The organism is Janthinobacterium sp. SUN073, assembly GCF_030397665.1.
Taxonomy (GTDB): Bacteria; Pseudomonadota; Gammaproteobacteria; order Burkholderiales; family Burkholderiaceae_D; genus Janthinobacterium.
In genome coordinates this window covers 233370-251346 of the sequence record NZ_JAPUBT010000007.1, presented here as the reverse complement: position 1 = coordinate 251346, position 17977 = coordinate 233370, and the positions used below count along the sequence as shown (strand labels likewise).

Here is a 17977-nt window from a genome sequence, read left to right as displayed (position 1 = left end):
TGCGTCTTTTGAATTACCGGTGCGCCCGCCTCATGCTTGATGGGGGCGCTCCCGCCTCACAGTGCCTACCATGTCTGAAATCTCAACCAAACCTTATATGCTGCGCGCCATCTATGAGTGGTGCACCGACAGCGGCTACACGCCTTATCTCGCGGTCAAAGTCGATTCGCGCACCACGGTACCGATGGAATACGTGAAAAAGGGCGAAATCGTGCTCAACATCAGCTTCGGCGCCACCAGCGGCCTGAAGATGGACAACGACGCCGTCCGCTTCCACGCCCGCTTTGGTGGCGTCTCGCGCGAAATCTACGTACCAGTCGACAACGTGATGGCCATCTACGCCAACGAAAACGGCCAGGGCATGGCCTTCGAGCCCGTGCTGGGCAACGATGACCCCGACGCGCAACCGACCGACAGCCCCGCCTCCGCCGACGTGCCGCCGCCAGCGCTGGCTCCGGTCTCCAGCGCCCCGACCCTGTCGTCCGTGCCAACCAGTTCCCCCGAACAACGCGACAACGCCACGCCCGGTGACGACGAGCCACCAAAAAAAGGCGGCCGCCCGACCCTGACACGCATTAAATAGCGTATAATTCGCAACGCGCAGTTTTTGCCGACTTAGCTCATTTGGTAGAGCAGTTGATTTGTAATCATCAGGTGGCCAGTTCGAAACCGGCAGTCGGCACCAGAATATCAAGGGCTTACAGAAATGTAAGCCCTTTTCTTTTGGGCCAGTACCAACCAAGTGCCAACGCCAACTTATTTATAGTTGCGCCTCGCTTGATTACAAGCAATCACACCTCACGTACTACTTTCCATCTTGGATTCTTGTCAACGTCCCTGGCAAAGATGGGCGTAAATCATCGTGGTTTCCAGACTGGCGCACAGTGGCCCCCTTTTTGCCGCATGGCGACATGCAGAAGAACGTTGGCCGACGTCCCCGTCCAGCGACAAAGCCATCCAGCCGATACGCTGGCGCTTATCGATTTCGTTTGACAATGATCAAAAATACTGTACATTTATACAGTTAAACTGATTTAATCTACTTTCCGCACATATTGCATAGGCCAGAGCATCATGCACGGCAATATGTTGACAGCGATGTACTTTGTGCGTAGATTGATCTCAAATAGCTATCCAAATTGCTCAAAATTGATGCGATGGAGGCTCAAAATTATGCAAAACTTATACTCCGAAAAGAAGGCCGCGCAGGTTGCCGCCTACTTCCTATTTCAAGCCCAAGGCCGCCTTCCTGTACTTAAGCTGATGAAGTTGCTTTATCTAGCAGAACGGCGCTCATATGAAATGTACGGCGATCCGATCATTGGCGACAAGCTTGTTTCTATGGATCACGGACCAGTTCTGTCTCAAACATTGAATCGCATTAACGGAATGTCCTCATCTGAAGATAATGGGTGGGATGCGTGGATCGCGGATCGTGAGGACCATGCTGTGGCTTTGCGTGACGGAAGTCGGATTCGCTCGCCGGAGCAAGACCTTCTGGAATTATCTGAAGCCGAGTTTGTAGTTCTCGCAGAAACTTGGAAAGATTTTGGTCACTTGAGCAAATATCAGATTCGCGACCTCACCCACAAAATTTGTCCGGAGTGGGAAGATCCTGAAGGCTCATCAGTACCCATCACGCTAGAAAAATTGTTCGAAGTACTTAAATTCAATAATGAACAGACACGGTTGCTGAAAAAACAATTACGCGAGCAGCAGGCGATCAACGCCGCTTTTACATCGGCGGCATGATGCCCGGGTGGTTACCGCGAGCCAAGGAAACACTCCTCATACCATCTGGCCCTGGTGGTTTGTTTCATTTATTTGTAGTACTAAATGACCCAGCGCCCATCGATGGCTATCCTGATAACATGTGCGCGCTGGTATGCGTTTGTTCGACCTATCCGAACGTCCCGTTCGATGCAACTTGTGAGCTTCAGGTCGGAAGCCATCCTTTCGTAGAACATCAAAGTCACATCGCCTACAAGCATACTCGGCTGGAGCCTGCGGCAACATTGTCGCAATTGGTGAAGAGCGGGGTGTTTCGTGTGCATCGTCCTTGCGGAGACCCGCCTTTTTCAGAGATCAAAGCCGGGCTGAATGCATCGAAGTTCACGAAGGGTGCCTTCAAACGACTATCAATTTAGTGGCGATCGAGGTGTCAACCCTGTATCAATGGCATAGTTAGAGGATGTGATGATTTTGGTCCAGTTCGAAACCCGTACCCGACACTAGAATTAAGTAGAAAATCATGGGTTACGTGCTTCGGCAGCTAACCTCTTTTCTTCTCAGGCGCCGGCAGGATGCTCCTGGAGCCATTGATGCTCATCGCGCCCCGAAGTGAGCACATAGCGTGGGACGCAACGCGGACTATCTCCACCCACACGCCAACAAAACCAACTGAAGTCCCGGCTTTAACCGAAAGCAATGTTGACAGCATGATGGCGGCCTTTGCCAGATTCGCAATCGCATTGCTGCATCGCGCAATGACGCCCAGCGCATTTAGGCGCACTATGGGCACTTGCTGGCGAAGAACAACTTTCCGATACTTGGTTTGCCTACCTGGGGAAACATCATGTCCGCACACACTTACAAGCTCATCGAACTGGTGGGAACATCGACCGAGAGCAGCGATCAGGCGATACGCGATGCCATTGCCAAGGCGGCGCTGACGGTCAAGCATATGGACTGGTATGAAGTGACCGAGTCGCGCGGCCATATCGTCGATGGCAAGGTGGCGCACTTCCAGGTCACGCTGAAGGTCGGCTTCCGGCTCGAATAGGGTAAGGCGGCAACTCACCGCCGCCCAACCGCTCCCCGGCTCTCCAGCCAATCCCGGCCGCCGTTGTCCAGCGCGGCTTCGATCACCTTTTCCGGCAAGCTGTAGACAGTCGCCCAGCTGGCGCGGCCATCCTGCGTGTTGGCGGGAAAGCTGTGCGTCTCGATGGGCCAGTGGTATTTGCGTTTCAGCGCTTTGACGATGGCGGCCAGGGAGACGCGGCCTTGCAGCGGTTCGGCGCCGGACTGGTCGCGGTTCGACAGCAGCACGGCCAGGACCTGGCCGCGGCCCGTGCGTGCGCCGGGGAAGGTGGGAATTTTGTTTGCCATGGCCTATTTTACCGGGCGAGATGCGATATGCCGCACCTTTGATCTGGCGCAAGCGCCGCACCGGCTTTGCGGCCACGATGGGTATTTCGCCAGGCCTGCCGGCGCCCCTCCGGCAGCCTGGGCCACTCATCACGGGGCACAGGAGCCTATCATGCACAGCCTGAACATCCACGCCATGCAATGGCAACCCGTTGCCGATATTTCCGCCGTCGACCCGCTGCTGCCCGCGGATCTGGCCTGCTTCCGCGAATTGCGCGACGTGCTGCAGCGCTATGGCGCACTCGACCGCTTCGGTATTTCCCTGATCCACCGCCATTTCGACATCGCCGACGACGAGGAGCTGATGGAATACACGGATGTGGAAGAACGCACGCTGACGGTCAAACCTGTCAAGAAAAGCGACATCGACTGGCCGCACACGACCATTACCAACTGGAAATTGACGGAAGGCGAGGAAGTGGCGCGCATCGGTTGCGGTTGCGCAAGCAATTCGGGTGGCCACCTGGGCTATCACCGCGGTACCTGAGGCGGGCCGACGCCGCCCGCCAAGCGGCGTCGGCCTTTCTTACACTTCGCCCTATCCAGCTCAGTCCGCTTTGCGCAAGTAGTTGATTCAATTTACTTTTTTTGTGTGGCATGCAAGCTGCTTATCCCTGTCTACGAGATGAATCCAGGCAAGTCATTCTGGATTCTTTGTCCCCCGGATTTTCCGAGACTGACCACGATAAGAGGCTGCGATGAACGTCGATCACACACGAAGCAAGACCCTGGGCTGGCTGGGCGCACTGGCGGCGGCAAGTCTGCTGGCCAGCGGCCAGGCGCAGGCCGGCGCGTACGGCCTGGCCGTCAATGAGTTGAACAATTTCCGCATCACCACCAGCGCTGGCGCGTTGTCGCTGGCCGGCGCCAACCGCAATGCCAGCGACAGCGCCTTCTTCGAAGGTGGCGTGGCCGTCAATCCGCGCGCCGTCAATACAGGGCCGGCCGCCAACGCCGACGTGCTGCAAGTGTGTTCGGGGGGCGGCTGCAGCGGCTTGCCGCAAAATCACTACGCACCCAGTCCCAGTTCCACCCTGGAATTCGCGCGCGGCGATGCGCACGCCTTCGGCAATATGCTCAATGGCGGCGCCAGCGTGCAAGCCGTGGCGGAAGCACAGCGCAACACGGTCGGCGCCGCCACGGCCACGGCTGGCGACACGCTCACCGGTTCCGTCAACCTGACCCTGTCGAGCGCCGGCTTCATCACCTTCAGCTTCATGGGACGGCGCGACCTGCGCACCAGCGTGACGACCATGGGTGACAAGTCGAACGTGTCGATCATGGATATCTTCAATATCTCGTGCAATGCCGCCAGCCCTGCCGGCTGCCTGTCGAACGCGAACGCCGATGGCGTGATCTTCCAGTTCGCCCCCGATGGCAACCCGAACAATGGCAGCGATATCAACGGCAACCATGGCGCCGGCAGCCTCGATCCCTTCAGCCTGAACTTGACGGCCGGCACGAATGATCCCGCTACCGGGCGCGCCTTCACGAATGGCTTTTCGATGTTTTCCCTGACCTCGAACTTCGCCCTGCCCGCCGGCAGCTATACCTTGAACTTTGCCAAGTCCACGCGCACCGACATCGTCGTCATCGATCCCCAGGTCGTGCCGGAACCAGGCAGCCTGTTCCTGCTGGGCATGGGACTGGCGGCCCTGGCGTTTACGCGCCGCCGCCAACCGACATAATCAGCAGTATGAAAAATACGCGGCGCCCGCAAAGGCGCCGCGTGTTTTTCGTGCAGGCAGAAATGTTTTAACCGAGCCGCGCCAATGCCTGGCGCGCCAGTTGCAACTGCTGCAGATAATAGCGGTGCAACATGGCGGGGTCGCTCAGGTCGCGCCCCAGTACCAGGCGCAGCTCGCTGGCCGGGCAGTCGGCGGCCTGGGTCTGCACCTGAGTTTGCACCTGCAGCCCCAACTGCCGGGCCAGCTGGCGCGCCGCCTGCTCTTGCGCGGGCCGGTATTCGACGCGCGTGCGCGCCACCTGGAAGCTGGTTTCATTGGCCAGGCGCACCACTTGCACGGGAGCGCCGGCCAGGCTGCGCGCCAGCGCGGCGGCCATGCCCGGCACGCCGTTGCCATTCACAATTTCCAGGCGCGGGTGCGGCGTGGCCGCCGCCGGCATGGGCCGCTCAGGCACTGCGGCGGGTACGCTGCGCGCCGTCGCCGGCACGCGCTGCAGCTGGGCCATGCCATCGCTCTGCGTGATCTCCACGCGTGCCATGGCGGGCACCTCCGGCAGCGACGCGGGCACGGGCACAACCTTCGGCGCCGCCTCGCCGCGCAAGACCGCCAGGTCGCGCCGCAAGTCATGTTCCCGCAAGCTGGCCGCCTGGCGCCGCATGAGGGCGGCGCGCTCGTATTGCCCCAGCCGTTCGAGCACCTGCGCCAGATGCTGCCAGGCTAGCGCATTGAGCGGATCGAGCAAACACGCCTGTTCCAGCGCAGTCAACGCTTGCGCGTCGCGCCCGCTCAGAGAATAGGCATGGCCTAGATTGCTGAACAGATAGGCCTGCTGCGGCCGCGCCATGCCCGTTTCCTGCGTCAGCGCCTGCCACTGGGCGATGGCGGCGGCGTGCTCGCCCCGCTGCGCATGCAGCACGGCCAGGCCGTTGCGCGCATTCACGTGGCGCGGCGCATGGCGCAGCGCCTGCTCATAGGCCGCCTGCGCGGCGGGCAGGTCGCCCCGCTCGAAATGCTGGCGCCCCGCGACATAGGCGGCATCCGCGTCAGGCCACGCCGGCACCGGTGCGTGGGCCAGTTGCGTGGTACAGGCGGCCAGGCCAAGGCAGGCACAGGCGGCGGCCAGGCGGGAGAGCATCAAGCGCATGGTGACTCCTTTCAGCGGCTGGCCATGGCCGGTACGAGCACGCGATAGACTTCGATCACGGCCGGCCCCATGAGCACCAGCATCAGGGTGGGAAAGACGCAAAATATCAGCGGGAACAGCAGTTTCAGGGCGATCTTCGCCGCCGCCTCCTCGGCCAGCAGACTGCGTTTGCCGCGCAGGTTTTCGGAATGCACGCGCAGTGAATCGCCCATGCTGGTGCCGAAGCGTTCCGATTGGATCAGCATGGCGACCAGGGTGTCGACATCCTCCACGCCGCTGCGCAGGGCCAGGTTGCGCAGCGCCTTTTCCTTGGAAAAGCCGGCGCGCATTTCCATCAGTACCAGTTGCAATTCCTGCGCCAGCACCATGCTTTTGATGTGGATCTCGCCCGATACCTTGACCAGTGCGCGCTCCAGGCTCAGGCCCGCTTCCACGCACACGGTCAGCAAGTCGAGCGCATCGGGGATATTTTCAAAGATGTCGCGCTGGCGCCGCTTGGCCGTGCTGGCCAGCACCAGGTTCGGCAGGTAATAGCCGATGGTGGCGCTGACGCACAGCAGCAACAGCAGCACGCTGCGCATCTGCGCCGCCATGGCGCTGGCCGCGTACAGCCCCAGCACGGTGGGAAACAGCAGGGCCAGCACGGTTTTCGCCGCAAAGTACAAGGCGGGCGCGCTCGCTTGCCGCCAGCCCGCGTTCATGAAGCGCGTGCGCAGCGGCGAGCGCTCCCAGCCCTCTTCCGGCAGCGACAGCTTGCTGAACGGCTGCGCCACGCGCGCCACGCGCTCCACCCAGCCAGAGTCGGCCACCGCATCGCTGGCCGCCGGCGCCGTGGCGCCGAACAGGCGCTGGCGCAAGGCGCCGGGAAAGAAGATCAGCCACGCCAGCAGGGCCAGCGCCACCACCACGACGAAGACAATCACGAGAAACAGCAGTTGCGAAGCGCTCATGCCACCCCCTGTTGTTATATCCTGATACGTATCACATTGCGCATCCAGACGACACCCAAGGCCACCATGCCGGCCGCGTACCACAGCAATTTGATGCCGCTGGGATCGGTCCACAGCAGGCGGATGTATTGCGGGTTGACCAGCGCCATGACGCCAATCATCACCACCGGCATCAGTCCCAGCACCCAGGCCGACATGCGCCCCTCGGCCGACAGCACGCGCACCTGACCCAGCAGTTTCAAACGGGCGCGGATGATACGCGCGATGCTGACCAGCACTTCGGCCAAGTTCCCCCCCGATTCGCGCTGCACCAGCACGGCGATGACGAGGTAGCGCAAGTCCGTCAGCGGAATGCGCGCGGCCAGGTTTTGCAACGCCTCGTTCATCGGCACGCCGTAATTGATTTCTTCATGCGCCATCTTGAATTCGCCGCTGATCGGCTCATTGAGTTCATCGCCCACCATTTGCAGCACATTCGAAAACGAGTGCCCGGCGCGCAGCGCGCGGGCCAGGAAATCGGCCGCTTCCGGCAGTTGCGCCTCGATCTTTTTCAGCCGCGCCGCACGCGCGCGCAGCACGAACAGGCACGGTCCGCTCACGGCGCTGGCCAGCAGCAGCAAGGCGCCGGGAAAAGGCATGGACCAGGCCGCCAGCAGCAGCAAGGCCGCCAGCAACAAGGTACCCGTGACGCCGATGAATTGCGCCACCGACCAGGACAAGCCCGATTGCAGCAGCAGGTGGTCGAGCTTTGCCGCCTGCGGCGCGCGGCGCAGCAAACGCTCCAGTCCGGGCGCACGCGCATAGCGGCGCTGCTTGAGGATGGAGACCCGCTCCCCACCCGCCTCGCCGCGCGCCGCCATCAGCCGCAAGCGCCGGTTGATGCGCCGCGCCGCGCTGCCATGCGTGCCCGACCACCACAGCCAGGCGCCTTCCACCATCAGGATGCAGGCGGCAAACAGCAGCACGGCAAAGCCGTAGAAGACCAGGTCCATGATGCGCCCTCCCTTATTCGTAGATGCGATCCGGGTCGAAGACGCTGTCGGACACGGGCGCGCCGAACATGCGCAAGCGCTCCGTGAAACGGGGCCGCACGCCCGTGGCGCAGAAGTGGCCCTGCACCTTGCCCTCGGCATCCACGCCCGTCTGCTCAAAGCGGAAGATTTCATGCATGGCGATGATGTCGCCTTCCATGCCCGTCACCTCCTGCAGGCTGACCAGCTTGCGCGCGCCGTCCGTCAGGCGCGACACCTGCATCACCACCGTCACGGCCGAGCAGATCTGCTGGCGCGTGGCGCGCGGCGTCAGGTTCACGTTGGCCATGCCGACCATGTTCTCCAGCCGCGCCAGCGCATCGCGCGCCGTGTTCGAGTGGATGGTCGCCAGCGAACCCTCATGGCCCGTGTTCATCGCCTGCAGCATGTCGAGCGCCTCGGCGCCGCGCACCTCGCCCAGGATGATGCGGTCGGGGCGCATGCGCAGCGCATTGCGCACCAGCGCGCGCTGGCTCACTTCGCCCTTGCCTTCGATATTCGGCGGGCGCGTTTCCAGGCGCACCACGTGCGGCTGGCGCAGCGCCAGTTCGGCCGCATCCTCGATGGTGACGATGCGCTCGCTGCCGGGAATGAAGCCGGACAGCACGTTGAGCAGGGTCGTCTTGCCGCTGCCCGTGCCACCCGAGATCAGGATGTTAACCTTGGCCTGGCCCAGCGCCTGCAGCACCTGCACCATGGGCGGCGTCAGGCTCTTGTAGTCGAGCAGGTTGGCGATGCTCAAAGGCTGCACGGCAAAGCGCCGGATCGACAATATCGGGCCATCGACGGCCAGCGGCGGAATGATGGCATTCACGCGCGAACCGTCGGGCAGGCGCGCATCGACCATCGGGCTCGATTCATCGACGCGCCGTCCCACGCGCGAAACGATTTTTTCGATGATCTTCATCAGGTGCGCATTGTCGTGGAAGGTCACATCCGTCAGCTGCAGCCGCCCGCCCCGCTCCACGTACACCTTGTCGCAGGTATTGACCAGGATGTCGGACACGCTGGCGTCGGCCAGCAGGGGTTCGAGCGGGCCAAAACCCAGCATCTCGTGCTGGATGTCGAGCACCAGGCTATGCCGCTCATGCTGGTTCAGCACGATGCGCTCTTCCTCGATGACGCGCTGTACCAGCAGCGCCAGCTCGTGCTTGAACTGCTCCGCCGTCAGGCGTTTCAGGCGCTCCAGGTCGATACGGTCGAGTATCGTCTGGTGCATGGTTTTTTTGAGTTCCTGGTAGGCGTGCAGCGCCAGCGCGCCTTGTCCATTGCTGGCGGGGCGCACCGTTTCATTTGCCGCCAGGCGTTCGCGTAAAGTCATCTCGGCTCCCATGATGGCCCCCGGCGGGAGCCTTGACATCGATTGCTGTCCTAAGCCTCGCTGCGGCTGAACAACCGGTCGAACAGGCCGCGGCTTTCCGTCACGCGGCGCGCCGTCACCAGTTCCACCAGTTCGGCCAGGCTACGCGCCACGGCGCTGGTGCGCGACAGCTGCAGCAGGGGGATACCCTGGTTGACGGAGTCCGTGGCGGCGATGTAATCGTTGGGCACCGTGTGCACCACTTCCGCGCCCAGCGCCTGCTCCAGGTCCGCCAGACGCAGACGCCCGCCCTTTTCATAGCGGTTGACGATCAGGCGCAGGCGCTCGCCCGGATAGCCGAGCGAGCGGAAAATGTCGAGCAGACGGCGCCCGTCGCGGATGTCGGGCAGGGCCAGCTGCAGCACCGGATAGATGGCGTCGGCGTTGTCGAGCGCGCGCAGCGACAGCGCATCGATCTGGCGCCCCACGTCGAGCACGATGTAGTCGTAGTGCTGGCGCGCCACGGCCAGGATGCGGTCCATGTGCTCGGGCTGCATGTCGACCTTGTGCGCAGGGTCGTCGGCCGCCGCCAGCACGCCGAAGTTCGGCGTCACATGCACCAGGCACGAGGCGAGAAAGGCGCCATCCATGCGCGCGATCTGGGCGCAGATATCGGACAGCGTCATGGCAGGCTTCTGGTCCGACACGTACAAAGTGGCGTCGCCGAACTGGCCGTGCAGATCGATCAGCAGCACCTTGCAACCGGCCAGGCTGGCCAGCGCGTAGGAAAAGTTCGTCGACAGAAAGGTGGCGCCGCTGCCGCCCTTGCACGAAATAAAGGCCAGCACCTTGCCGTCGCGCATCTGCGTCACGCCGGCCTGGATGTCGACCCGGTCCATCGCCTCGTGAAAGGCCTTGTGCACCAGCGGCAGCTGCAGCACCTCGCGCATGCCGGCGCGCATGGCGCGGATCAGCACATCCTGCTGCTGGCCGCGCGTGAGCAGCATCAGCACGGCCAGCGGATACTGGCGCGCCAGGCGTTCGAGCAGGTCCGCTTCGTCGGCGTCAAGGCCGCTGGCGTCGACGATCACCAGCTCGGGCGCTTCGGGCAGCATGCGCTCGACGGCGTCGCGCAGGCCGCTGCGCCGCTCCAGCAGACGCAGCACGGGCATGCGGGCCGCGCCTTGCGCGGCGATTTCTTCGTGCAAGCTGGCGTCGCGGCTAATCATCAAGGCTTTCATCGCACTTCCTCGCTTCTTTCTGGTCTACACAGTCGGCTGCCACCGTCTGGTGGCGTTCAGGGACAGAAATTCGGGTTGTCCGGATAGCCCAGCGACTCGGCCACCGCCATGGTGCTCCCGCCAGGCAAACGCACGGCCCCTGCGCCGGAGGGAAACATCATCCCCAGCAGGGGCAGGACGGGCTGGTATGGCACGCGCTCGCAGCGCGCGCCATCGCCCGGCACGCACAGGCGCGCGCGCACGAAGCGGATGCAGCTGGCGCCATGCGGATCGTCCAGGCAATTGATGCGGTTGCGTTGCGGACAGCCTGGCATCACCATCACCGGCACCGCCGCCAGCGCGGCGCCACCGCCGCTTTCCGACAAATAATCGATGCGCACATGCGCGTCGCTGATGCCGCCGCCCAGCGGCAGCGTTCCCGGCGTGGCGCGCAGCACCGCTTGCGTGCGCACGGCCTGCATGGCGCCGGCATTGCTGAAATCGGTGACGGCGGCGGCGCGCGCCGCGCGCCGGGTAATTTCATGCACCATGTTCCACACGTACACGGCGCGCGCCAGTTCCAGCATGGCGAACAGGAACAGAAAGAACAGCAGCGCCAGCATGGCGAACTCGACAGCAAAGACGCCGTCCTGGCGACGCCGTATCGGATGCGGTTTAATGAACATAGCGCAAGGTCGCATTCGCGCTCAGGGGGATAGGCGCCAGCTGCGGCAGCCACTTGCGCGTCATCTCGGGCAGGAAGGTGACGGGCATGTCCACGGTCACCTTGATGCGCACCTGCTGCGGCGCCGTCGTGTAGCTGCCGCAGCTGTAGGAATCGGTGGGATAGATGCAGTCGACGCTGACCCGGTATGGCTGCATGCCCGGCCAGCTTTCGGCCATCGCATCGACCACCATCTGCCGGGCAAACACGGCGCCCTGGTTCGCCGCATCCCCACTGGCCATCTGCAGCAGCGGCATGGTGGCCATGTAGCGTGCCGCATCGTGCACGCTCTTTTGCAGGGCCGTGTACACCAGCAGCGCGCGGCCGAACAGCAGCACGAAGGGCAGCAATGCCATGAAAAACAGCATGATCAGCGCCAGCTCGATGGCGGCGACACCGCCCTGGGGCCGCGCCGCGCGGCATGGCGGCCTCATTGCAGCAACTCCGCGGGACCGGCCAGCGTGCCTTCGGCCACCAGGCCCGCAAATTCGGCGCTCAGCACACCATTGCTGGCGGGCGCCGTCATGTAGAAGCGGCCGACGCCCAGCACCTGGGCCAGCACGTCGCTGCCGGCCGGCAGCGGACAGGCCAGCAGCGGGATGTGCAGCAAACGCCGCAAGGCCAAGGCCGTGTTTCCCGTCGGCGCCGTCTGGTAGGCCGTGGTCAGGTACGGCGATTTATCGGTTGGATACAGGGACTTGGCGACCGGCGCGGCCGGGGATGCCGGATACAGCTTGGGCCAGTCGCTGGTGGAAAACGGCAGATAATCGCCGGCCGGTTTCGGGTTGCTGTACCTGGCCGCCCTGCCAAACGACCACAGCGGCCCGTAACTGCCCACCGTGGGCGGCGTCGCATTCGACTCCGGATCGGCCACGGACAACAGCGGATTGCCGGTGCTCAGGGCGCTGGGCGCATCGGGCATGTTCGTCATCCACCAGTTCGCGGCCGTATTCGGAAATGCGCGGATATTCGTATCGGGCGGCGCCGTGACGGGATGGCAGCCGCTGCCCGCAAGCTGGTTGAAGCGCGCATTGAAGGCGGGCAACAAGGTGGCGGGAAACGGCCGGTGCACATGCACCGAGCCACTGCCGATGCGCGGGTACAGCACCGTGCCGCTGCACACGAACGGCAACACGCTCGACTCGCTGACCTGCAAGGACGGCCCCACGACGCCCGGCTGGCCCACCGGATTGAGCACGAAATGTTCGGCCGTGGCGCCATGCGGATTGAGCTTGAGCAAGTTGTACGCCACGCCACGGCGAAAGCCATATTCCAGCAGTTCGACGGCTGGCAGCAGTGCCGCATTCATGCGCGCGCTGGCAGCACTGCCCGACAGCGCGCAGACGGCCAACGGCGTCAGGTGCAAGCTGGTGCGCCCGGCCACGGCGCGCGCGCTCGTGTCGAGGGTGCGCAGCGCCGGCGACCAGGCGCCGAGGAAGGCCGTCGCCACCCTGCCCAGCGACGGATCGTTAGCCTGCGTATCGACGCGCACGAACAGCGCCGTGGCGGGATTGGGCACGGCGCCCGCCGCATGCCACTCGGTGGCAGACGCGTCGGGTGCGCTGGCGAAGCGGATGCTGGCGTCCGACAGGATGGCGCCCTGCATGCGGCGCCGCCATGCGCTCTTGTCGGCCGCGCTGCTCTTGGCTTTCGTCACGGCGTTGGCCAGCCCTTCGGCCGTGCCCACCAGTTCCGCGGCGGCCGCCAGCGCCGCGTTGTCAGCCAGGTTCTGCAATTCCGTCTTGCGGCCGATGACTTGCCCCACGTCGAGCGCCAGGCCGATAAAGCCCAGCACCACGATGAGCAGGATGGAAAAGGCGATCAACATCGCCCCGCGCTGGCGCTGGCGTCTATTTGCCATTGCCGCCTCCCAGCATGAATTGCACGGGCTGCGGCACCTGGCCGTTCGGTTCGGCAAACGAGGCGCGGTAGCGCTGCATGACGGCGTGCGCGCTGGGGCCATCGAGGCCATCGGCCGGCGTGCGATTGCCGGCGCTGGCCGGATCGCGCACCTGTTGCGCCATGGCCAAGCGCACGGCATCGCCAAAGCGCCGGTCCAGCTGCGGCGTGCTGCCGTGCGCGCAGGCGGCCAGTTGCAGCGCCAGCAGCAGCGCCGCCAGGCGCCGCAGCGACATCAAAAGCGAGTTCGGCATGGCATCTCTCCCCGTCTCATTTCAACTCGAAACCGTTGGCCGCGCGCAGTGGAGGCACGGACGGCGGCGCCAGCGTCCCTTCCATCTTGCCGCCCAACATCAAGTCCGTGCGCGAAGGGGGCGCCAGCTGCGCCGTCGGCAGCACGGCCTCCGCCGGCAAGGGTTTGACCAGGTGTGCGGTAATGACGAACAGCAATTCCGTGCGGTCATGCTGGAAATCCGTGCTGCGAAACAGCGCGCCCAGGATGGGCACTTCGCTGAGCCAGGGCACGCCCGTGATGTTGCTCACCTGGTTGTTCTTGATCAAGCCGCCGATGGCGTAGCTCTGGCCGTCGTACAGCTGCACCGTGGTCGAGGCGCGCCGCGTGGTGATGACGGGCAGGATCGAGCGCCCGCTGACACCGGCGGCGGAAATGCCGACGCCTTCGCGCGACAGTTCCGACACTTCCGGCGCCACCTTCAAATTGATGCGCCCACCCGACAGCACGGTCGGCGTAAAACGCAGGCCGACGCCATACTCGCGCTCTTCCAGCGTGATCTTGTTGTTGTCCTGGCCGACGGGAATGAAGATCTTGCCGCCAGCCAAAAAACTGCCTTCCTGCCCGCTGATCGCCATCACCGTCGGCTCGGCCAGGATGCGCACCAGGCCATCCTGTTTCTGCGCCTCGATGGTCAACTGCTGGCCATTCGATTTGCGCACGTCGAGCAAGCCATTGGCCGTGCCGCTGAGGAAATTCGACAGCAAGGTGGTGGCCCAGCTGCCGGACGCAAAACGCAGGGTGGCGCCCACTTCCAGGCGTTCCAGCAGCGACTTCGACACTTCGGCAATCTGCACGGCCAGCATCACTTGCTGCGGCGCACTGACGTCGAGCATATTGATGACGCGGCTGTTCGCGCCGCCCGTGCCGCCACCGGGCGCCGCTGCGGCGACAGGCAAGGCGGCACCATCGGCGGGCTTGGGCAACGCCAGCGGATGCGTAGCGCGGCGCACATACGCGTGCGCCAGCTCGACGGCGCGCAGCACGGCGCCCGCATCCTGCACCGTGCCCGACAGCACCAGGGTATCGGCCACGGCTGTCACGCGGATGGCTTTTTCTTCCGGCATCAGGGCCGCCAGGGTCGCTTGCAAGCCGGCCGGGTCCATGCTGACGCTGACGTTCACCACGCTGCACACGCCGCTCTTGCCCTGGATGATCATATTCGTGCTGCCCACATCGACGCCGACCACATATAAAGTGTCGGGCGCCACCAGCATGGCTTGCAGCACGGCCGGATTGCCGACACTGCGGGCCAGCACCGCCTCGGGCAGGCGCAGCATGCTCGACTTGCCCACCTGCAGCTGCAAGTTGCCGGGTGTCGCCGCTTCGCCGCCGCAGCGCGGGCCAGGATCGGCCGCCGCGCCGGCAAGCGGCAACAGCAGGCAGCACAGTGTCAGCAGGGCGCGGTTCATGAGCGTGTCCATGGTTGGCTAAAAACATTCGCGCGACTGGCGCGTCCCGTCGATGACGCCGCTGCACTGGCGCGCCGGCTCCGGCGGCGCCTTCGCCACGCGCACCGGGCGCGGTGCCACGGCAAGCACGGGGGCAGCGGCAGGAGCGGGATCGGCTTCGTGCGGTCCACCCAGCAGGGTCAGCTTGGTGGCGCCCGCCGTCACACCCGGCTGCGGGTCGACCTGGTTGCGCAGCACCAGCGACAGGCTGCCCACGCTGCGCGCCAGGTCCAGGTTTTCAGCCTGTTCCGGCGTCACTTCCAGCGTCACCGCATTGACCACGCGCGGCTTGGTCTCGTCGCGCCCCACCTCCTGCGCCACGGCCAGCACCAGGATGCGTTCGAGCACGATCTTGGAAATGTTGCGGCTTTGCGGAAACGCGCGGTCGCCGGCATCTTGCTGGGTACTGACGATGATGTCGACATAGTTGCCCGGCAAGGCGAAGCCGGCCACGCCGATCACGTCGTTGACGCGCACGGTGATGGCACGTCGCCCTTCCGTGATCAGGGCCGACAGGCCGCCCAGGGTGCCCACCGGCGCCAGCTTGGCTTCGCTCAGCGGCTCGCCGCGCAGCACGCTGGTTTTCAGCACCCGTCCCGCCAGTGGCGCCGGGTCTTGCAGCGCGCCTTGCGGCAAGCTTTCCGCCGGCCACTCGGCCAGGCGCAGCATCTCGGGCGTCAGGCGCTGGCCCAGGTTGACATCGCTGGCGGCGACGACGATCTTGCCCTTGCCGGCCGGCGTCTGGCGCAGCAGCCAGTGCGAGGCCAGCAACACGGCCAGCAGGCCCAGCACCACAGCCAAACCCATCATCAGGAGGGCGCGCCGGTTTTTCATGCGATACGCTCGCACAGGCTGGCGGCCGGCATGTCGCAACTGGCAAACAGGCTGCTCCAGGCCTGTTCCAGGGCGGCCACCGTCAGGCGCGCTTCACAGCCGGCAAAGCCGGCAAAGTCGCCTATGCGCGCCAGCAATTCACCAGGATAGCTGGCCAGCAAGGGCCGTCCCTGCGCGCCATGCAGCTGCAGCAGGTGATTCAGGGCCAGCTCGTCGATGGCCATGCCGGCCAGACGGCATTGCTGGCGGAACAGGGCGCGATAGGCGCTCTCGGCCAGCGGCCCCACCTGCACCTTGTAGCCGATGCGGCGCAGCAAGGCAGGATCGAACAGTTCGCCCGGCGGCACGTTCGTGGCCAGCACCAGGGCATTGTCGAACGGCACGCTGATCTGCACGCCGCCGGGCAGGCCCAGCTGGTCGCTGCCCCGCGCCAGCGGCTGCATCAGCCGCGTCAGCAATTCTTGCGCGCCCAGGCGCTGGCAGCCCAGGTCGTCAATGATCAGCATGCCGTTATTCGCCCGCACGTGGGGCGGCGCCTGGTAGCAGCCGCCGCTGGCGTCATGGCGCAGCTCCAGCATGCCCGCGTCGAGCTCGGCGCCCACGTGAATCACGGGACGCTGGCACAACACCCAGCGAATATCCGTGCTGCGCCGCTCCAGCGCCTGGCGCGCATGGCTGACATGCTGCGGCGCGGGCGGCAGGTGCTGCGCCGGATCGTACAACTGAATGATGTCCTGGCCGACGACGATGGCGTAGGGCACGGCCACCAGCCCGTGCAGCAATTGGCCCAGTTGCAGCGCCAGGGTCGACTTGCCGCTGCCGGGCGGACCGTACAGCAGCAGCGAGCGCCCCGAATGCAGGGCAGCACCCACCACGTCGAGCATGCCCGGCCCCGCATGGGCACTGCCCAGCACGGCGGCCAGGTCATCGCTGCCGACGCGCTGTTCCTGTACCAGCCACGACTGGCGCGCCACCATGGCGCGGTACGCTTCCAGAGTGACGGGGGCGGCGCCGATATACGCGCAGCGCTCAAGGAAGGCGCTGGCGCGCTGCTTGCCGGCGCCCGTCAGCTGATACTGCACGTCGATCTCGGATTCGCCGCGCCAGGCCACTTCGGCCATCTGCTCGGCCACCATGAAATCGAGCACTTCGCGCAAGACATTGATCGACAGGCGCAAGCGCGTCGTCATTGCGGACAGGTGCGTCTTGCCGCTCACAAACATCAGCTTGGCGATCAGTTCAACCACCAGCGGCCGCTCCAGGCCCGTTTCGCGCAAGCTTTTCGGCTGCGGCGGCAAGGGCGGCATCAGGTTCGCGTCGGCGGGGCGCGGCGTACTCTCGGTGCTCATGGAATAGTCGACCTCGGTCATCCTGTGTCTCCAAGCCGGTTAAGACTGCATTGAACAGAATTCATTCTAGCCAGCGGGAACTGGCGCCCATTGATTCAGAGCAATGAATAACAATCAGAAATAATGTCGCCCTTGCACCACCAGACAACCCAGGGCAATGGCCAGTCCGTACGGCATGTTGCCCACGCTGGCACCGCTCCCCAACGCAGCAGGCGCCAGAGGAATGCCGGCCATGCGCGCGATCATCGGCCACAGCAACTGGCGCAGATTGCCCAGGCAGGCGCGCCACTTGCCCTGGTACGTGATCATCAGCACGGCCATCAGGCCGCCCAGCACAAAGGTGGCGAAACAGATCTGCAGCACGGGCCACGGGCCGGCAAAGGCGCCCACCATGGCGATCAACTTGACGTCGCCAGCGGCCATGCCGCGCAGCACATATAAAGGAAGAAACAGAAAGAAACCCGTCGCCATGCCGCCCAGCCACAACGACGGCACGCTTTGCGGCCACAGCCACAGGTGCAAGGCCAGCGCGGCGAGGATGCCGGACAGCACCAAACCATTCGGTATCTTGCGGCGGATCAAATCACTGACGGCGGCCCCCGTCACAAAACACAACAACAGCAGGTCGCACAAGGCAGTTGCAGACATGGCATACCTCCTGAAAAAAACCCGCCACCGGCCGGCCGATGGCGGGCACCCGCTTAGGGCGTCAACACCAGGTTCGACGAAATGTCGGTGAGGACGGCCAGCAAGTTGGTCTTGATCAGCAAGAAACCGGCCGTGATGGCGGTAGCCATCAAGGCCGCAATCAAGCCGTATTCGATTGCCGTAATGCCATCCTCATCCTTGACAAACTGCTGTACTGCCGACAGGAAGGTATGCATGACAAGCTCCCAAAAGTGAATCACAAGTCCCTGGCGCAATCGGGTGTGAAACATTGCCCATTCC

20 protein-coding genes and 1 tRNA gene are annotated in these 17977 nt (G+C 64.1%); 6 read left to right on the top strand and 15 right to left on the bottom strand.

What is annotated here, in order from left to right; translation table 11 throughout:
- Nucleotides 1–70 precede the first annotated feature (70 nt).
- From O0882_RS19755 to O0882_RS19740, 4 genes are all read left to right on the top strand, one after another.
- Nucleotides 71–583 (top strand): ClpXP protease specificity-enhancing factor, encoded by a 513-nt coding sequence (locus tag O0882_RS19755; RefSeq protein ID WP_289950721.1) that lies wholly within the window; start codon nucleotides 71–73, stop codon nucleotides 581–583.
- A gap of 26 nt (nucleotides 584–609) precedes the next feature.
- A tRNA-Thr gene (locus tag O0882_RS19750) sits at nucleotides 610–685 on the top strand.
- A gap of 389 nt (nucleotides 686–1074) precedes the next feature.
- Entirely contained in the window at nucleotides 1075–1752 is a 678-nt protein-coding gene (locus O0882_RS19745) for a Panacea domain-containing protein (RefSeq protein ID WP_289950720.1), read from the top strand.
- Between the two features lie 823 nt (nucleotides 1753–2575).
- On the top strand, nucleotides 2576–2782 hold the full coding sequence (locus O0882_RS19740; RefSeq protein ID WP_034753599.1) for a dodecin: 207 nt from the start codon (nucleotides 2576–2578) through the stop codon (nucleotides 2780–2782).
- Nucleotides 2783–2796: 14 nt separating this feature from the next.
- On the opposite strand, the gene O0882_RS19735 is transcribed toward O0882_RS19740, so the two are convergent.
- Nucleotides 2797–3108, bottom strand: coding sequence for a hypothetical protein (locus O0882_RS19735; RefSeq protein ID WP_289950717.1), 312 nt, complete (start codon nucleotides 3106–3108; stop codon nucleotides 2797–2799).
- A 151-nt stretch (nucleotides 3109–3259) separates the two neighbouring features.
- On the opposite strand from O0882_RS19735, the gene O0882_RS19730 reads away from it, so the two are divergent.
- Both O0882_RS19730 and O0882_RS19725 read left to right on the top strand, forming a co-directional pair.
- Nucleotides 3260–3634, top strand: coding sequence for a hypothetical protein (locus O0882_RS19730; RefSeq protein ID WP_289950715.1), 375 nt, complete (start codon nucleotides 3260–3262; stop codon nucleotides 3632–3634).
- A 211-nt stretch (nucleotides 3635–3845) separates the two neighbouring features.
- Nucleotides 3846–4835, top strand: a complete 990-nt coding sequence (locus O0882_RS19725; RefSeq protein ID WP_289950713.1) for an EDSAP-1 family PEP-CTERM protein — start codon at nucleotides 3846–3848, stop codon at nucleotides 4833–4835.
- Between the two features lie 67 nt (nucleotides 4836–4902).
- On the opposite strand, the gene O0882_RS19720 is transcribed toward O0882_RS19725, so the two are convergent.
- The 14 genes from O0882_RS19720 to O0882_RS19655 form a co-directional block, all read right to left on the bottom strand.
- The gene (locus O0882_RS19720; protein ID WP_289950711.1) at nucleotides 4903–5979 is read right to left on the bottom strand and encodes a LytR C-terminal domain-containing protein; all 1077 of its coding nucleotides are present in this window, start codon (nucleotides 5977–5979) and stop codon (nucleotides 4903–4905) included.
- Nucleotides 5980–5990: 11 nt separating this feature from the next.
- Nucleotides 5991–6929, bottom strand: coding sequence for a type II secretion system F family protein (locus O0882_RS19715; protein ID WP_289950709.1), 939 nt, complete (start codon nucleotides 6927–6929; stop codon nucleotides 5991–5993).
- Between the two features lie 14 nt (nucleotides 6930–6943).
- A complete protein-coding gene (locus O0882_RS19710) occupies nucleotides 6944–7921 on the bottom strand; it encodes a type II secretion system F family protein (RefSeq protein WP_289950707.1) in 978 nt (325 codons plus the stop codon).
- Between the two features lie 13 nt (nucleotides 7922–7934).
- Nucleotides 7935–9281 carry a CpaF family protein gene (locus O0882_RS19705; RefSeq protein ID WP_289950706.1) on the bottom strand — a complete coding sequence of 449 codons (1347 nt, stop codon included), beginning with the start codon at nucleotides 9279–9281 and terminating at the stop codon, nucleotides 7935–7937.
- A gap of 50 nt (nucleotides 9282–9331) precedes the next feature.
- Nucleotides 9332–10501, bottom strand: coding sequence for an AAA family ATPase (locus O0882_RS19700; protein ID WP_289950705.1), 1170 nt, complete (start codon nucleotides 10499–10501; stop codon nucleotides 9332–9334).
- A gap of 56 nt (nucleotides 10502–10557) precedes the next feature.
- Nucleotides 10558–11166, bottom strand: coding sequence for a TadE/TadG family type IV pilus assembly protein (locus tag O0882_RS19695; protein ID WP_289950702.1), 609 nt, complete (start codon nucleotides 11164–11166; stop codon nucleotides 10558–10560).
- Complete coding sequence (locus tag O0882_RS19690) at nucleotides 11156–11638, bottom strand: TadE family protein (protein ID WP_289950700.1); 483 nt, start codon at nucleotides 11636–11638, stop codon at nucleotides 11156–11158. Before O0882_RS19690 ends, O0882_RS19695 begins: the two co-directional genes overlap by 11 nt.
- Complete coding sequence (locus O0882_RS19685) at nucleotides 11635–13065, bottom strand: pilus assembly protein TadG-related protein (protein ID WP_289950698.1); 1431 nt, start codon at nucleotides 13063–13065, stop codon at nucleotides 11635–11637. The genes O0882_RS19690 and O0882_RS19685 overlap by 4 nt, the downstream gene beginning before the upstream one ends.
- On the bottom strand, nucleotides 13055–13357 hold the full coding sequence (locus O0882_RS19680; protein ID WP_289950696.1) for a hypothetical protein: 303 nt from the start codon (nucleotides 13355–13357) through the stop codon (nucleotides 13055–13057). The genes O0882_RS19685 and O0882_RS19680 overlap by 11 nt, the downstream gene beginning before the upstream one ends.
- A 16-nt stretch (nucleotides 13358–13373) precedes the next feature.
- Nucleotides 13374–14807, bottom strand: a complete 1434-nt coding sequence (locus tag O0882_RS19675) for a type II and III secretion system protein family protein (RefSeq protein ID WP_289950695.1) — start codon at nucleotides 14805–14807, stop codon at nucleotides 13374–13376.
- A gap of 18 nt (nucleotides 14808–14825) precedes the next feature.
- Entirely contained in the window at nucleotides 14826–15680 is an 855-nt protein-coding gene (cpaB, locus tag O0882_RS19670; RefSeq protein ID WP_289950693.1) for a Flp pilus assembly protein CpaB, read from the bottom strand.
- A complete protein-coding gene (locus tag O0882_RS19665; protein ID WP_289950691.1) occupies nucleotides 15677–17050 on the bottom strand; it encodes an ATP-binding protein in 1374 nt (457 codons plus the stop codon). Before O0882_RS19665 ends, cpaB begins: the two co-directional genes overlap by 4 nt.
- Nucleotides 17051–17143: 93 nt before the next feature.
- A complete protein-coding gene (locus O0882_RS19660; protein ID WP_289950688.1) occupies nucleotides 17144–17677 on the bottom strand; it encodes an A24 family peptidase in 534 nt (177 codons plus the stop codon).
- 53 nt (nucleotides 17678–17730) lie between these two features.
- Nucleotides 17731–17913: a Flp family type IVb pilin gene (locus tag O0882_RS19655; protein ID WP_034752975.1), complete on the bottom strand. Its 183-nt coding sequence runs from the start codon at nucleotides 17911–17913 to the stop codon at nucleotides 17731–17733.
- Nucleotides 17914–17977: the final 64 nt, after the last annotated feature.

Coding starts and splice junctions, on each gene's coding strand:
- O0882_RS19755 (WP_289950721.1), top strand. CDS start 71: ATGTCTGAAATCTCAACCAAACCTTATATGCTGCGCGCCATCTATGAG.
- O0882_RS19745 (WP_289950720.1), top strand. CDS start 1,075: ATGCACGGCAATATGTTGACAGCGATGTACTTTGTGCGTAGATTGATC.
- O0882_RS19740 (WP_034753599.1), top strand. CDS start 2,576: ATGTCCGCACACACTTACAAGCTCATCGAACTGGTGGGAACATCGACC.
- O0882_RS19735 (WP_289950717.1), bottom strand. CDS start 3,108: ATGGCAAACAAAATTCCCACCTTCCCCGGCGCACGCACGGGCCGCGGC.
- O0882_RS19730 (WP_289950715.1), top strand. CDS start 3,260: ATGCACAGCCTGAACATCCACGCCATGCAATGGCAACCCGTTGCCGAT.
- O0882_RS19725 (WP_289950713.1), top strand. CDS start 3,846: ATGAACGTCGATCACACACGAAGCAAGACCCTGGGCTGGCTGGGCGCA.
- O0882_RS19720 (WP_289950711.1), bottom strand. CDS start 5,979: ATGCGCTTGATGCTCTCCCGCCTGGCCGCCGCCTGTGCCTGCCTTGGC.
- O0882_RS19715 (WP_289950709.1), bottom strand. CDS start 6,929: ATGAGCGCTTCGCAACTGCTGTTTCTCGTGATTGTCTTCGTCGTGGTG.
- O0882_RS19710 (WP_289950707.1), bottom strand. CDS start 7,921: ATGGACCTGGTCTTCTACGGCTTTGCCGTGCTGCTGTTTGCCGCCTGC.
- O0882_RS19705 (WP_289950706.1), bottom strand. CDS start 9,281: ATGACTTTACGCGAACGCCTGGCGGCAAATGAAACGGTGCGCCCCGCC.
- O0882_RS19700 (WP_289950705.1), bottom strand. CDS start 10,501: ATGAAAGCCTTGATGATTAGCCGCGACGCCAGCTTGCACGAAGAAATC.
- O0882_RS19695 (WP_289950702.1), bottom strand. CDS start 11,166: ATGTTCATTAAACCGCATCCGATACGGCGTCGCCAGGACGGCGTCTTT.
- O0882_RS19690 (WP_289950700.1), bottom strand. CDS start 11,638: ATGAGGCCGCCATGCCGCGCGGCGCGGCCCCAGGGCGGTGTCGCCGCC.
- O0882_RS19685 (WP_289950698.1), bottom strand. CDS start 13,065: ATGGCAAATAGACGCCAGCGCCAGCGCGGGGCGATGTTGATCGCCTTT.
- O0882_RS19680 (WP_289950696.1), bottom strand. CDS start 13,357: ATGCCGAACTCGCTTTTGATGTCGCTGCGGCGCCTGGCGGCGCTGCTG.
- O0882_RS19675 (WP_289950695.1), bottom strand. CDS start 14,807: ATGAACCGCGCCCTGCTGACACTGTGCTGCCTGCTGTTGCCGCTTGCC.
- cpaB (WP_289950693.1), bottom strand. CDS start 15,680: ATGAAAAACCGGCGCGCCCTCCTGATGATGGGTTTGGCTGTGGTGCTG.
- O0882_RS19665 (WP_289950691.1), bottom strand. CDS start 17,050: ATGACCGAGGTCGACTATTCCATGAGCACCGAGAGTACGCCGCGCCCC.
- O0882_RS19660 (WP_289950688.1), bottom strand. CDS start 17,677: ATGTCTGCAACTGCCTTGTGCGACCTGCTGTTGTTGTGTTTTGTGACG.
- O0882_RS19655 (WP_034752975.1), bottom strand. CDS start 17,913: ATGCATACCTTCCTGTCGGCAGTACAGCAGTTTGTCAAGGATGAGGAT.